The organism is Ochrobactrum soli, assembly GCF_003664555.1.
In the GTDB taxonomy this organism is placed as follows: Bacteria; Pseudomonadota; Alphaproteobacteria; order Rhizobiales; family Rhizobiaceae; genus Brucella; species Brucella teleogrylli.
Genome location: NZ_RCHH01000001.1, coordinates 461024 through 473986 on the forward strand (window position 1 = coordinate 461024; position 12963 = coordinate 473986).

The following is a 12963-nucleotide window of genomic DNA, read 5'->3' on the forward strand; positions in this document are numbered from 1 at the left end:
GAAAGGAAATGCCAATGAACAAGAACGAATTGGTTGCCGCAGTCGCGGAAAAGGGCGGTTTGACGAAGGCTGATGCCGGTACGGCTGTTGACGCTGTGCTCGCTGCTGTCACCGGCGCACTGAAGGCTGGTGAAGAAGTCCGCCTGCCAGGCTTCGGCGTTTTCTCCGTTTCGCACCGTGCAGCTTCGACCGGCCGCAATCCGTCGACCGGCAAGGAAGTTGCTATTCCGGCTCGCAACGTGCCGAAGTTCTCGGCCGGCAAGGGCCTGAAGGATGCCGTCAACGGCTAATGCATGATCTCGGAAAGCCGACAGGCTTTTCGAAGCATTATGTGTGAAGGCAAGATTTCGGTCGCTGCGGTTTAAACGTGAGCGGCTGTCGAGAAGGCCCGGCTTGTCCGGGCTTTTTTCGTTTAGATACTACGCCGCCGCTGATTTTCCGCTCATCGCGAAAAAAGCCGGGCGCTAGACCCGGCTTTTGCATTTTCAACCGTCGAGGTACGCTTACTCCGCAGCTTCCGAGTTTCGCTTGGGGCGTCGTTCCAGCAGTTCCTTGAGGAAATGGCCGGTATAGGAGCGCTTTTCCTTCACGATGTCTTCTGGACGGCCCACAGCAACGATCTCGCCGCCGCCGTCACCGCCTTCAGGGCCGAGGTCGATCACCCAGTCGGCAGTCTTGATGACTTCGAGATTGTGCTCGATCACCACGACCGTATTGCCCTGTTCGACCAATTCATGCAGTACTTCGAGCAGCTTTGCTACGTCGTGGAAATGCAGGCCGGTGGTGGGCTCATCGAGAATATAAAGCGTGCGTCCGGTTGCACGGCGCGATAATTCCTTGGCAAGCTTGACACGTTGCGCTTCGCCGCCGGAAAGCGTTGTTGCCTGCTGCCCGACCTTGATATAGCCGAGGCCAACCTTGACCAGCGTTTCCAGCTTGTCGCGCACAGCAGGAACGGCGGAGAAGAACTCCGCGCCTTCCTCGACAGTCATATCCAGCACATCGGCGATGGACTTGCCCTTGAACAGCACTTCCAGCGTTTCGCGATTGTAACGCTTGCCGTGGCAGACGTCACAAGTCACATACACATCCGGCAGGAAGTGCATTTCAATCTTGATAACGCCGTCGCCCTGACAGGCCTCGCAGCGTCCGCCCTTTACGTTGAAGGAGAAGCGACCCGGCTGATAACCGCGCGCCTTGGCTTCCGGCAGGCCCGCGAACCAGTCGCGGATCGGCGTGAAGGCGCCGGTATAGGTCGCGGGGTTGGAACGCGGCGTGCGTCCAATCGGCGACTGGTCGATATCGATCACCTTGTCGAGGAACTCCAGCCCTTCGATGCGGTCATGCTCCGCCGGATGCTCGCGGGAACCCATGATGCGGCGCGAAGCGGCCTTGAACAGTGTTTCGATCAGGAAGGTGGACTTGCCGCCACCTGAAACGCCGGTTACAGCGGTGAAAGTACCGAGCGGAATATCTGCCGAGACATTTTTCAGATTGTTGCCGCGTGCACCGACGACGCGGATACGCTTGGTCTTGGAAATCTTGCGGCGTTCCGCCGGAACAGCGACTTCCATAACGCCCGAGAGATATTTGCCGGTCAGCGAATTGGTATTGGACATGACGTCCTTCGGCGTGCCCTGTGCAATCACCTTGCCGCCATGGACGCCAGCCGCGGGACCAATATCGACCACATAATCGGCGGTCAGGATCGCATCTTCATCATGCTCCACCACGATGACCGTATTGCCAAGATCGCGCAGATGACGAAGCGTGTCCAACAGGCGGGAATTGTCGCGCTGATGCAGGCCGATGGACGGCTCGTCCAGCACGTAGAGAACGCCAGTCAGGCCAGAGCCGATCTGGGAAGCGAGGCGGATACGCTGGCTTTCACCACCGGAAAGCGTGCCGGAATTGCGCGCCAGTGTCAGATAATCGAGGCCGACATCATTGAGGAATTGCAGGCGTTCACGGATTTCCTTGAGGATGCGCGCTGCAATTTCCCGCTGCTTTTCATTAAAGCTGCCATCGACGTCGCGGAACCAGGCATCTGCCTTGCGGATCGACATTTCGGTGATTTCGCCGATATGCTTCATGCCGATTTTCACGGCCAACGCTTCCGGCTTCAGACGATAGCCATTGCAAGCCGGGCAGGGCGTCGAAGACATGAAGCGCTCGATCTCTTCACGCGACCATGCAGAATCAGTTTCCTTCCACCGGCGCTCCAGGTTCGGAATCACGCCTTCGAAGGGCTTTGTGGTCTGATAGGACCGCAGGCCGTCGTCATACTGAAAGGTGATTTCCTTGCCGTCCGCGCCATGAAGAATGGCGCGTTGCGCTTCCTTGGAAAGATCAGACCAACGGGTGCCGATCTTGAAGCCATAGGCCTTGCCCAGCGCTTCCAGCGTCTGATTGTAATAAGGTGACGACGACCGCGCCCACGGTGCAATCGCACCATCTTTCAGCGCCGCGCTTTCATCGGGAACAATCAGGTTCGGGTCAATGGCTTGCTGCGTGCCGAGTCCGTCACAGGTCGGGCAGGCGCCAAAGGGATTGTTGAACGAGAACAGGCGCGGCTCGATTTCCGGAATGGTGAAACCGGAAACCGGACAGGCGAATTTCTCCGAGAACAGAATGCGCTCGTGGGTCTCGTTGGCCGATTTGTTGGCTGCGCCGCCTTCCGTCGTTTCTTCGGGCGGAAGCGGCTTGTCGGCGAATTCCGCGACGGCCAGACCGTCGGCGAGCTTGAGGCAAGTTTCGAGACTGTCGGCAAGGCGCGAGGTGAGGTCAGGGCGTACGACGACGCGGTCTACCACCACATCGATATCGTGCTTATATTTCTTATCGAGCGCCGGAACATCCGCAATCTCGTAGAAAGTGCCGTCCACCTTGACGCGCTGGAAGCCCTTCTTCTGAAGCTCTGCCAGTTCCTTCTTATATTCGCCCTTACGCCCGCGCACGATCGGCGCCAGAATGTAAAGACGCGTGCCTTCTTCGAGCGCAATGACACGATCAACCATCTGGCTGACGGTCTGGCTTTCAATGGGAAGGCCGGTCGCTGGCGAATAAGGCACGCCCACACGCGCGAAAAGAAGGCGCATATAGTCGTAGATTTCGGTGACAGTACCGACCGTCGAGCGCGGATTACGGCTCGTCGTCTTCTGTTCGATGGAAATGGCGGGCGACAGACCATCGATCTGGTCCACATCCGGCTTCTGCATCATTTCCAGAAACTGGCGCGCATAAGCCGAGAGGCTTTCCACGTAACGACGCTGGCCTTCCGCATAAATCGTGTCGAAGGCAAGCGACGACTTGCCCGAACCGGAAAGGCCCGTCATGACGATCAGCTTGTCGCGCGGCAAATCAAGATCGACATTTTTAAGATTGTGCTCGCGCGCGCCACGTATGGAAATGAATTTCTGATCGCTCATTCCGCGTCCTGCCTGCTTCGTGATGCCATGGATAGATTGGCCCCGGCGATGAACCGTCGCGCCAATCCCATAATATGGGGCGAAGCCCTCCAAAGAAGAAGGGGCTTGGTTATCCTAATTTGCGCTCTTGTAGCACCGGAACAAATATCGAACAACCAAGCTTCTGATAGGCGATACGAAATGTGAACGCAAGAGCGTTGACTGTCACTCCTGACAGGAGCACACTTCTCTTACTCGCTGATGCGAAGAGGTATTGCGGAGGGATGACGCGATATCGGCAAGAGGTTCGCAGGAGGCGGGAAATCCGGTAGGGAGGTAAAGGAGCATGAGTCCACCTGACTACACTGCCTAGCTTTCACACAGATGAAAGCACAATCGATCTTGGTCGCGGATGCGTTCTTTCGCATGGAATAATGCATCGTTGGTGAGAAGTTCGATTGCCGAAAATCTATATATGCGCGGAAAACGATTGGCCGCGTGCCTTCGAGTTCCGAAAGATTTTGTCGACGAATTAATGCCGACATATGAGCATTGCTCAAACCCCAAGCCCCGCGCGCCAAAGAAACAGTGAGCGGCGGGGCTTTTCATTGTCTGACTGTGACGCGCTTTGTTGTATCTTCGGCTGTCGCTATGCGGCGGGTCAGGCATTCTCCTCGTTAGTCACTGGACCTCGTTAGAAATGAGGGATGTTTTGTCGATTTGATGCCACAAGCACTTGCATTTTGAACAAAACAAGAACATAAACTCTGTGGACATTGACCATTCGCCGCCTGGGAAATTGAGCGTGATGCGCGCCAGTCCTGTAAGGTGGGTAATTGAGTTTCAGGTGATGGCGCAATTCATGCGCCTGATCCTTCTTGAGGAAGCGCTCTCGTGAGGATTTCAGATCCGGCGAGGCGCGCATGAGACCCGGAGTAGGTTTTCGATGGCTGGTAGCGTCAACAAGGTCATTCTGGTCGGCAATCTCGGTGCCGATCCGGAAATTCGTCGTCTGAATTCAGGCGATGTGGTTGCCAATCTGCGTATTGCGACCTCGGAAAGCTGGCGTGATCGCCAGTCCGGCGAGCGCAAGGACCGCACCGAATGGCATAGCGTTGTTATTTTCAACGAAAACCTTGCCAAGGTCGCAGAGCAATATCTGAAGAAGGGTGCCAAGGTTTATATCGAAGGCGCGCTCCAGACCCGCAAGTGGCAGGATCAGAACGGCAACGACCGTTATTCGACGGAAGTTGTGCTACAGAAGTTCCGTGGTGAGCTTCAGATGCTCGATAGCCGTGGTGAAGGCGGCGATCAGGGCCGTTCTTTTGATCGCGGCAGCGGTGGTGGACGTAACCAGATGTCGGATTATTCCGGCGGTGGTGGCGATTTCGGTTCGTCCGGCCCGTCTTCTTCGGGCGGCGGCGGTGGGTTCTCCCGCGATCTCGACGACGAAATTCCATTTTGATGAATCTAACGGGCGCTTTAGGCGCCCGTTTTATTTTGGTCTTAAGGTTTATTAAATCAGAACCTTATGAGTTTATGTTATCTAACTGATTAAAAACGAAATTACTGAATTTATGGACTCAATATGTATCGATCGAAAACTCCATGCGATCCGCAGAAAACCGCGTCAGAGAATATTGAAGAGGCTGACCGTTCGTATCGACATTGATGGCGCGTGCCATCAGCACGATAGCACCGGGCGAGAGCTTCAGATGTTTCAGGTCATCTGAATCAGCGTGCTGGGCAGATATGGTTGTCGATTTGCGGAAATAATCCTCGATACCAGCTTTCCTGAGCGCCCAGGTAATAGACCCATTTTCAGCATAGTCAGCAACAAAATCGGGAAAGCGCGCCGCATCCACCCAATGCGTTGCGCGTGATACAGGGCGTCCATCGGCACTATGCGCCGTCTCAAGCCGCGTGACTTCGCTTCCGGCGGCGATGCCCAGGGCTTCGGCTATTTCGGCGGTCGCGACTTCGGCGCCGCTGCTGAGCAATATGCCTTTGACTTCGCTAGCCTGCGTGCCCAGTGACTGTGAAATGCGGGTGCGTGGCCCGATCTGGTAGGTCAAACGCTTTGCATTGGCGACGAATGTGCCGCGACCCTGTTCGGCACGAAGTACGCCTTCTTGCGTCAACGCGGCAATGGCGCTGCGCACCGTATGGCGGTTGACGCCGAAGCGATCCGCAAGTTCCATTTCGGCAGGCATGCGTGCGCCGGACTGAAGTTTCCCGGCCATGATGTCGCCGCGTATCTCATCGGCAATCTGCCGCCAAATCGCCACGCCGCTATTTCTTTCAATTCGTCTGGTCTTTGTCATCAACTGTCATCGTCCTGTCATTGGCAGGGAGTAATAATTTTGTTATTGTATGGTTGTCTAGATAAATAGACAAATGTGCAAAGCAAGTCAATGGAATTGAACAGGGCGGAAAAGCTCATGCAAACGACAGAGCCCAAGGCAGGCAATGGCACTGCCGCCGGTGGGATGCACGCCTCGGCCAGTAACGACAAGTCCGGCAACAGCAAGGCGCTTGACGCGGTGCAGGCTGCACGACAGGCCAGCATGGCAACGCTTGCGCAGGCAAGCGGCGAAGAGCTGAAAGCTTTCTGGCAGAATTGGTCGGACAAGCCTGATTTCGAAATTCTCCGTGGTCCGGAAACAGGACTGGTAATGCTGCGCGGCCGTATCGGCGGCGGCGGTGCGCCTTTCAATGTCGGCGAGGCGACGGTGACGCGCGCGACTGTGCGTCTGACCGATGGTTCCGTCGGGCATTCCTATGCTCTCGGTCGCGATCAGGAAAAGGCACGACTGGCCGCTTTGTTTGATGCGCTCTGGACCGACGAAGCGCGCCGTGAAGCGGTGGAGCGTCAGGTCCTCGACGTCTTGCGCAACCGGCTGGAACAGGCCGACACAAAACTGCGCAGCGAAGCTGCTGCCACCAAAGTTGATTTCTTCACCATGGTTCGGGGAGACAATTGATGCTGCATTCTTCACCCCATTCGTCTCCGGCCTTCGAAGGTGGTTTGGCAAATCCGGTCACGGATGCCCAATCGGCATTTCATGCCGTCATGCATGCGATGGCCAATCCGGGCCGCGTCTACGCTCTGACCCGGGGTGCCACGCCGCCCCAGCCATTGAAGCCGGAACTGGGCGTCATAGCCGCCACCTTGCTCGACCATGATGCCACCGTCTGGTGCGACCGCGCCATTGCAGCCGATGCAGACGCTACAGCCTGGCTGACATTTCAAACCGGCGCGCCGCAGGTTGAATCTTCCGCTTCTGCGCAATTCGCATTGGTTACCGATGCTTCGCTGTTGCCGCCCTTGGCTGAATTCTCGCAAGGGCAGCCGGAGTTTCCGGACCGTTCGACAACGGTGGTTCTGGCGGTCAAGTCGTTTGAGAGCGGGCAGGGCCTTGTTCTGAAGGGGCCGGGCATTAACGGTGAGCAGGAAATTCACATCGACGGACTTCCGCAGGACTTCGTTACGCAATGGCGAGACAACGGCGCGCAATATCCGCTTGGCGTCGATCTGGTTCTGGTCTGCGACGGCGCGGTCATCGCATTTCCGCGCACCACGCGCATCACCGGACTGGAGGGCTGAACATGTATGTTGCCGTAAAGGGTGGCGAAACAGCCATTCGTAACGCCCACCGACTTCTCGATGATCGCCGCCGGGGTGATCGTGCAGTGCCTGCACTGCGTCTGGATCAGATTGTCGAGCAGCTTGCGCTGGCCGTTGATCGCGTGATGGCGGAAGGTTCGCTCTATGATCGTGAGCTGGCCGCGCTCGCCGTGCGTCAGTCGCGTGGCGATCTGATCGAGGCCATTTTCCTCGTGCGTGCTTATCGCACCACATTGCCGCGCTTTGGCTATTCCCGCCCAATGGAAACCGGGCAGATGCTGATCGAGCGCCGCATTTCCGCGACCTATAAGGATCTTCCGGGCGGCCAGTTGCTCGGCCCGACCTTCGACTACACCCACCGTCTTCTCGATCCGGATCTGGCGGGAGACGTTGCTGTGCCAGAGCCGGAAGCACGCGAAACCGAGAAGGAAGAGACGCCCCGCGTCACCGATATTCTCGGCGCGAACGGCATGATCGAGGATGATGGCTCCCTGCCGGAAGGTCATGAGCCCGGCGATCTGACACGCGAGCCATGGACATTCCCGATGGAACGCGATCTGCGCTTGCAGGCGCTGGCGCGCGGCGATGAAGGTTTTCTTCTCGCGCTCGGTTATTCGACCCAGCGCGGCTACGGCAACACCCACCCCTTTGTCGGCGAAATTCGCATCGGCGAAGTGGAGGTCGAGTTCGATGTGCCGGAGTTGGGCTTTGCCGTCTCGCTTGGCCGGGTGCAATTGACCGAGTGCCAAATGGTGAACCAGTTCAAGGGCTCCGCAAAGCAGCCGCCGCAATTCACGCGTGGCTATGGTCTGGTGTTTGGCCAGAGCGAACGCAAGGCCATGTCTATGTCGCTCTGCGACCGCGCCTTGCGGGTTCGTGAATTCGATACCGACGTGACCGCGCCCGCACAGGATGAGGAATTCGTCATTTCGCACTCCGACAATGTGCAGTCGACCGGCTTCGTCGAGCATCTGAAACTGCCGCATTACGTCGATTTCCAGGCTGAGCTCGAACTCATCCGCAGCATGCGTGCTGAATATGAGAAGACGCAAAATCAAGCAGAATCTCCAGTGAAGGAGGCCGCAGAATGAGCGATCTGGCCAATTACAATTTCGCCTATCTGGACGAGCAGACCAAGCGCATGATCCGCCGCGCCATATTGAAGGCCATAGCGGTGCCCGGCTATCAGGTACCTTTTGCGAGCCGCGAAATGCCGATGCCCTATGGCTGGGGCACGGGTGGCGTGCAGGTGACGGCTGCCATTCTTGGGCCGGACGATGTGCTGAAAGTTATCGATCAGGGTGCGGACGACACGACCAATGCCGTTTCGATCCGCGCGTTCTTCCAGAAGACCGCCAATGTGGCCGTGACCACCAGCACCGGCGAGGCGACGATCATCCAGACGCGCCACCGCATTCCGGAATATCCGCTGACCGAAGGGCAGGTGATCGTCTATCAGGTGCCGATCCCGGAACCGCTGCGCTTTCTGGAACCCCGCGAGACGGAAACGCGCAAGATGCATGCGCTCGCCGAATATGGCCTCATGCACGTGAAGCTCTACGAGGACATTGCGCGTCACGGCCAGATCGCCAAGACCTATGATTATCCCGTGATGATCGAAGGTCGCTACGTGATGGCACCATCGCCGACGCCGAAATTCGACAATCCGAAAATGCATATGTCGCCCGCCTTGCAGCTGTTCGGCGCAGGCCGCGAAAAACGCATCTACGCAGTTCCGCCATACACGCAGGTCGTAAGCCTCGATTTCGAGGATCATCCGTTTGAAGTGCAGAAGTTCAAGGAACCTTGTGCGCTGTGTGGCGCGAAGGGCGTCTATCTGGATGAAGTTGTGCTCGATGATCGCGGCGGCTCGATGTTCGTGTGCTCGGATACCGATTATTGCGAAGACCGTCAGGCAAAGGGCCATTTTGGTCATCTGGCTGCCAATAAGGAGGCCGCAGAATGAACGACGAACCTCTGCTGAGAGTAAACAACCTGTCGAAGTTCTACGGCAGCCGCCGTGGCTGCGAGGATATCTCCTTCAATCTCTGGCCTGGCGAAGTTCTGGCCATCGTCGGAGAATCCGGCTCGGGCAAGACGACGCTGCTCAACAGCCTTGCAACCCGGCTGGAACCGACGTCTGGCACCGTTGAATATCGGATGCGCGATGGCGCATTCCGCGATCTCTACAAGATCGGCGAGGCCGAGCGCCGTTTTCTGATGCGCACTGACTGGGGTTTTGTGCATCAAAACCCGGCTGACGGACTGCGCATGACGGTTTCGGCTGGCGCCAATGTCGGCGAGCGCCTGATGGCGGTGGGTGAGCGCCATTATGGCAATATCCGCTCCACCGCCACGCAATGGCTGGGACGGGTTGAAATCGCCGCCGACCGCATTGACGATCAGCCGCGCGCTTTTTCCGGCGGTATGCGCCAGCGTTTGCAGATTGCCCGCAATCTCGTCACCGCGCCGCGACTGGTGTTCATGGACGAGCCGACCGGTGGTCTCGACGTTTCGGTGCAGGCGCGCCTGCTCGATCTGTTGCGCGGGCTCGTCAACGATCTGGGGCTTTCGGTCGTCATAGTCACGCATGATCTGGCAGTAGCGCGGCTTCTGTCGCACCGGATCATGGTCATGAAAGACGGTCACATCGTCGAACAAGGTTTGACGGATCGCGTGCTGGACGACCCGCAAGCGCCTTATACGCAGTTGCTCGTATCATCGATCTTACAGGTATAGATCAATTAAAACAGATATTTATCGCGTGTTTTTTCCAAACTGACGGAACTTCATGCGTGAGGTGAGAAATGTCTCTGTTGCAAACATCCGCTTCGCAATCCACGCCGCCCCTGGTGGTATCCGGCGTTACCAAGACCTTCACCATGCATTTGCAGGGCGGCGTTGAACTGCCGGTCGTGCAGGGCGTGAATTTTGAACTCAATGCCGGTGAATGCGCCGTGCTGGGCGGTCCATCGGGTGCCGGCAAAAGCTCGATCCTGAAAATGGTCTACGGCAATTATGCGGTGAATGGGGGCTCCATTCTGATCCGTCATGCGGATCGCGCGGTCGATCTGGCCACGGCTGATCCCCGCGAAGTGCTTGGCGTTCGTCGTGACACGATTGGCTATGTCAGCCAGTTTTTGCGCGCACTGCCCCGAGTGGCGGCTATCGATGTCGTGGCCGAACCTCTGATCGCTCGTGGTGCCGACCACGACATGGCGCTGGACCGCGCGCGGGAATTGCTGGCCAAGCTCAACCTGCCGGAACGCCTCTGGGCGCTGCCGCCTGCAACCTTTTCCGGCGGCGAGCAGCAGCGCGTCAACATCGCTCGCGGTTTCATCACCGATCATCCGGTGTTGCTGCTGGACGAACCGACAGCTTCGCTTGATGCGAAGAACCGCGCGGTCGTGGTGGATCTGATCAAGACCAAAAAGGAAGAAGGTGTTGCAATGCTCGGCATTTTTCACGACGAGGATGTACGCGAGGAAGTGGCCGACCGCATCATCGACGTTACCGCCTTTTCGCCGAGGGCGGCGGCATGACCAAGCTATCGGTTGAACCTCTGGTTCACGAAACGGCAGATGTCACCGGCAGCAAGCTTGGCCGTTACACGGAAGTCGGCGCGCGCAGCCGTCTGTCGGAAACTGTGCTGGATGACTACTCCTATCTCGGCATCGATTGCGAAATCTGGTGCGCGGAGATCGGTAAATTCTCCAACATTGCAAGCCATGTGCGCATCAATGCCACCAATCATCCGACCTGGCGTCCAACTTTGCATCACTTCACCTATCGCGCTGGCGATTACTGGCCGGATGCGGAGAATGAAACCGAGTTTTTCGACTGGCGTCGCGGCAATGCAGTTAAGATCGGCCATGACACATGGCTCGGTCACGGATCGACCATCCTGCCGGGCGTTACCGTGGGCAATGGCGCAGTGATCGGTGCCGGTGCGGTCGTCAGCAAAGATGTTGCGCCTTACACGATTGTGGGCGGTGTCCCGGCGCGTCTCATACGCGAGCGCTTTGACGCCGCGACCGGCAATCGTCTCGACCGGCTGGGCTGGTGGGACTGGAGCCATGAACGCCTGCACGACGCGCTCGATGATTTCCGCGCGCTCGATATCGAAACTTTTCTCTCGAAATATGAAACTGCCGCCAATACCGAGGCGGTCATGAAAGAGCTTTCTCATGGCGAATGAAATCGTTCTCAAAAATGCGCGCATCGTGCTCGCCGACGAGGTCGTTTCCGGCTCCATCCTGATACGCGACGGCAAGATCGCCGCCATCGATCAGGGCAATGTAAATGGCGGCGAGGATATGGATGGTGATTACGTCATTCCCGGCCTGATTGAACTCCATACCGACCAGTTGGAATCGCATTATGCACCGCGTCCCAAGGTGCGTTGGAACGTGGATGCCGCCGTTCAGGCCCACGACGCGCAGGTTGCCGCATCGGGCATCACCACTGTCTTTGATGCGATGCGGGTCGGTTCCGATTATGATCGCGACTTCGTTGGCAAGGATATGCGCCTGCTGGCCGATGCAATTGAAAGCGGCGTGCGCGAAAACCGTCTGCGCGCCGACCATTTCCTGCATCTGCGCTGCGAGGTTTCCGCAGCCGACTGCCTTGAAGGCTTTGCGCTTTTTGAAAACGATGATCGGGTGAAGCTTGCTTCGCTGATGGATCATGCGCCGGGGCAGCGTCAGTTCGCAGAGATCGAAACCTATCGCACCTATTACATGCGCAAGCTGAAACTCAACGACGAAGAGTTTCGTTTGCATTGCGAACAGCGCATGGCAGACTCCGACGCCTATTCGGCCAAGCATCGACGGGCGATTGCCGATATGTCGGGGGCACGCGGTATAGTTTTGGCAAGCCATGACGACGCCACCAGCGCCCATGTGGGGGAATCGCTTGATCACGGCGTTCGTATTGCGGAGTTCCCGACCACGCTGGAAGCGGCTTCGGCCTCCAAGGGCGCGGGCCTGTCGATCCTGATGGGCGCGCCGAATATCGTGCGTGGCGGCTCGCATTCGGGCAATATCGCCGCCCGCGATCTGGTGGATAATGGCAGTCTCGATATTCTGTCGTCGGACTATATTCCGTTCAGCCTCATCCAGTCGGCTTTCGGCCTTGCTTCCGGCGAGCGCCCGATTGGGCTTCCTGAAGCCATCCGCCTTGTCAGCAAGAACCCCGCCGATGCAATGCGCATGGACGACCGGGGCGAAATTGCTGTCGGCAAGCGCGCCGATCTGGTACGAGCACGCACCAGAAGTGCGATACCGGTGGTGCGCACTGTCTGGCGGGAAGGCGAGCGGGTGCTCTGATGCGTATGGAAAATATCCGGCCGAAAGGCTGTTTCGTTGCTGTCGTCGGCCCCAGCGGGGCCGGCAAGGACACGATCATGGATGGCGCGCGTATGGCCCTTGCAGGCGATGCGCGCTTTCATTTTGTACGCCGCATCGTCACGCGCCCTCAAATGCCGGGAACCGAAGACCACGACAGTCTAGATGAAGCGGCTTTTGCGAAAGTCGCGGGCGAGGGCGCCTTTGCGCTTCATTGGCGCGCCCATGGTTTGAACTACGGTCTTCCGAAGTCGCTTGATACGCTGATCGATGGCGGAACTGTGGTGATTGCCAATGTCTCGCGCCGCGTTCTGGACGACATGCGCAGGCTTTATCCGTCGCGTTCGGTGGTGGTCATTACGGCACGCGCGGAAGTCCTCGCCGAACGGCTGGCAAGCCGTGGCCGCGAAAGCAAAGACGAGATCGCCTTGCGCCTTTCGCGCGAAGTGAACTTCAATGACGGGGCTGGCGATGTTGTCATAATAGACAATTCCGGCGATGTTGGTGAATCCACAGAGGCATTTATTCGTCATCTGACAGAAATGTACGCTAAAACAAAGGCTTAACTAATAAACCTATAGTA

13 protein-coding genes and 1 pseudogene are annotated in these 12963 nt (G+C 57.6%); 11 read left to right on the forward strand and 3 right to left on the reverse strand.

Going from position 1 to position 12963, the window contains the following annotated elements; genetic code table 11:
- Positions 1–14 precede the first annotated feature (14 nt).
- A complete protein-coding gene (locus D8666_RS02210) occupies positions 15–290 on the forward strand; it encodes an HU family DNA-binding protein (RefSeq protein WP_006470422.1) in 276 nt (91 codons plus the stop codon).
- Between the two features lie 213 nt (positions 291–503).
- Here D8666_RS02210 and uvrA read toward each other — a convergent pair whose 3' ends face one another.
- Complete coding sequence (gene uvrA / locus D8666_RS02215; RefSeq protein ID WP_121536155.1) at positions 504–3428, reverse strand: excinuclease ABC subunit UvrA; 2925 nt, start codon at positions 3426–3428, stop codon at positions 504–506.
- Positions 3429–3537: 109 nt separating this feature from the next.
- Positions 3538–3763: pseudogene (locus tag D8666_RS02220) on the reverse strand (hypothetical protein).
- A gap of 590 nt (positions 3764–4353) precedes the next feature.
- Between D8666_RS02220 and ssb the strand changes: the two are divergent.
- On the forward strand, positions 4354–4872 hold the full coding sequence (ssb, locus tag D8666_RS02225; protein WP_121536157.1) for a single-stranded DNA-binding protein: 519 nt from the start codon (positions 4354–4356) through the stop codon (positions 4870–4872).
- A gap of 118 nt (positions 4873–4990) precedes the next feature.
- On the opposite strand, the gene phnF is transcribed toward ssb, so the two are convergent.
- Positions 4991–5734 carry a phosphonate metabolism transcriptional regulator PhnF gene (gene phnF, locus D8666_RS02230; protein ID WP_171317852.1) on the reverse strand — a complete coding sequence of 248 codons (744 nt, stop codon included), beginning with the start codon at positions 5732–5734 and terminating at the stop codon, positions 4991–4993.
- A gap of 162 nt (positions 5735–5896) precedes the next feature.
- On the opposite strand from phnF, the gene phnG reads away from it, so the two are divergent.
- The 9 genes from phnG (at position 5897) to phnN (ending at position 12946) form a co-directional block, all read left to right on the forward strand.
- Positions 5897–6391: a phosphonate C-P lyase system protein PhnG gene (phnG, locus tag D8666_RS02235; RefSeq protein WP_109370225.1), complete on the forward strand. Its 495-nt coding sequence runs from the start codon at positions 5897–5899 to the stop codon at positions 6389–6391.
- Positions 6391–7014 (forward strand): phosphonate C-P lyase system protein PhnH, encoded by a 624-nt coding sequence (gene phnH / locus D8666_RS02240; protein ID WP_121536161.1) that lies wholly within the window; start codon positions 6391–6393, stop codon positions 7012–7014. The genes phnG and phnH overlap by 1 nt, the downstream gene beginning before the upstream one ends.
- Before the next feature lie 2 nt (positions 7015–7016).
- Complete coding sequence (locus tag D8666_RS02245) at positions 7017–8126, forward strand: carbon-phosphorus lyase complex subunit (protein WP_121536163.1); 1110 nt, start codon at positions 7017–7019, stop codon at positions 8124–8126.
- Positions 8123–9001 carry an alpha-D-ribose 1-methylphosphonate 5-phosphate C-P-lyase PhnJ gene (locus tag D8666_RS02250; protein ID WP_121536165.1) on the forward strand — a complete coding sequence of 293 codons (879 nt, stop codon included), beginning with the start codon at positions 8123–8125 and terminating at the stop codon, positions 8999–9001. Before D8666_RS02245 ends, D8666_RS02250 begins: the two co-directional genes overlap by 4 nt.
- A complete protein-coding gene (gene phnK / locus D8666_RS02255) occupies positions 8998–9774 on the forward strand; it encodes a phosphonate C-P lyase system protein PhnK (protein ID WP_121536167.1) in 777 nt (258 codons plus the stop codon). Before D8666_RS02250 ends, phnK begins: the two co-directional genes overlap by 4 nt.
- Before the next feature lie 68 nt (positions 9775–9842).
- Complete coding sequence (phnL, locus tag D8666_RS02260; protein ID WP_121536169.1) at positions 9843–10577, forward strand: phosphonate C-P lyase system protein PhnL; 735 nt, start codon at positions 9843–9845, stop codon at positions 10575–10577.
- Complete coding sequence (locus D8666_RS02265; protein ID WP_121536171.1) at positions 10574–11233, forward strand: DapH/DapD/GlmU-related protein; 660 nt, start codon at positions 10574–10576, stop codon at positions 11231–11233. The genes phnL and D8666_RS02265 overlap by 4 nt, the downstream gene beginning before the upstream one ends.
- Positions 11223–12362: an alpha-D-ribose 1-methylphosphonate 5-triphosphate diphosphatase gene (locus D8666_RS02270; RefSeq protein WP_121536172.1), complete on the forward strand. Its 1140-nt coding sequence runs from the start codon at positions 11223–11225 to the stop codon at positions 12360–12362. The genes D8666_RS02265 and D8666_RS02270 overlap by 11 nt, the downstream gene beginning before the upstream one ends.
- Before the next feature lie 5 nt (positions 12363–12367).
- On the forward strand, positions 12368–12946 hold the full coding sequence (phnN, locus tag D8666_RS02275) for a phosphonate metabolism protein/1,5-bisphosphokinase (PRPP-forming) PhnN (protein WP_121536308.1): 579 nt from the start codon (positions 12368–12370) through the stop codon (positions 12944–12946).
- The last annotated feature ends 17 nt before the right edge of the window (positions 12947–12963 follow it).

Bases quoted from the DNA above. Each gene is read 5' to 3' on its own strand.
- D8666_RS02210 (WP_006470422.1), top strand. From the start codon at position 15: ATGAACAAGAACGAATTGGTTGCCGCAGTCGCGGAAAAGGGCGGTTTG.
- uvrA (WP_121536155.1), bottom strand. From the start codon at position 3,428: ATGAGCGATCAGAAATTCATTTCCATACGTGGCGCGCGCGAGCACAAT.
- ssb (WP_121536157.1), top strand. From the start codon at position 4,354: ATGGCTGGTAGCGTCAACAAGGTCATTCTGGTCGGCAATCTCGGTGCC.
- phnG (WP_109370225.1), top strand. From the start codon at position 5,897: ATGCACGCCTCGGCCAGTAACGACAAGTCCGGCAACAGCAAGGCGCTT.
- phnH (WP_121536161.1), top strand. From the start codon at position 6,391: ATGCTGCATTCTTCACCCCATTCGTCTCCGGCCTTCGAAGGTGGTTTG.
- D8666_RS02245 (WP_121536163.1), top strand. From the start codon at position 7,017: ATGTATGTTGCCGTAAAGGGTGGCGAAACAGCCATTCGTAACGCCCAC.
- D8666_RS02250 (WP_121536165.1), top strand. From the start codon at position 8,123: ATGAGCGATCTGGCCAATTACAATTTCGCCTATCTGGACGAGCAGACC.
- phnK (WP_121536167.1), top strand. From the start codon at position 8,998: ATGAACGACGAACCTCTGCTGAGAGTAAACAACCTGTCGAAGTTCTAC.
- phnL (WP_121536169.1), top strand. From the start codon at position 9,843: ATGTCTCTGTTGCAAACATCCGCTTCGCAATCCACGCCGCCCCTGGTG.
- D8666_RS02265 (WP_121536171.1), top strand. From the start codon at position 10,574: ATGACCAAGCTATCGGTTGAACCTCTGGTTCACGAAACGGCAGATGTC.
- D8666_RS02270 (WP_121536172.1), top strand. From the start codon at position 11,223: ATGGCGAATGAAATCGTTCTCAAAAATGCGCGCATCGTGCTCGCCGAC.
- phnN (WP_121536308.1), top strand. From the start codon at position 12,368: ATGGAAAATATCCGGCCGAAAGGCTGTTTCGTTGCTGTCGTCGGCCCC.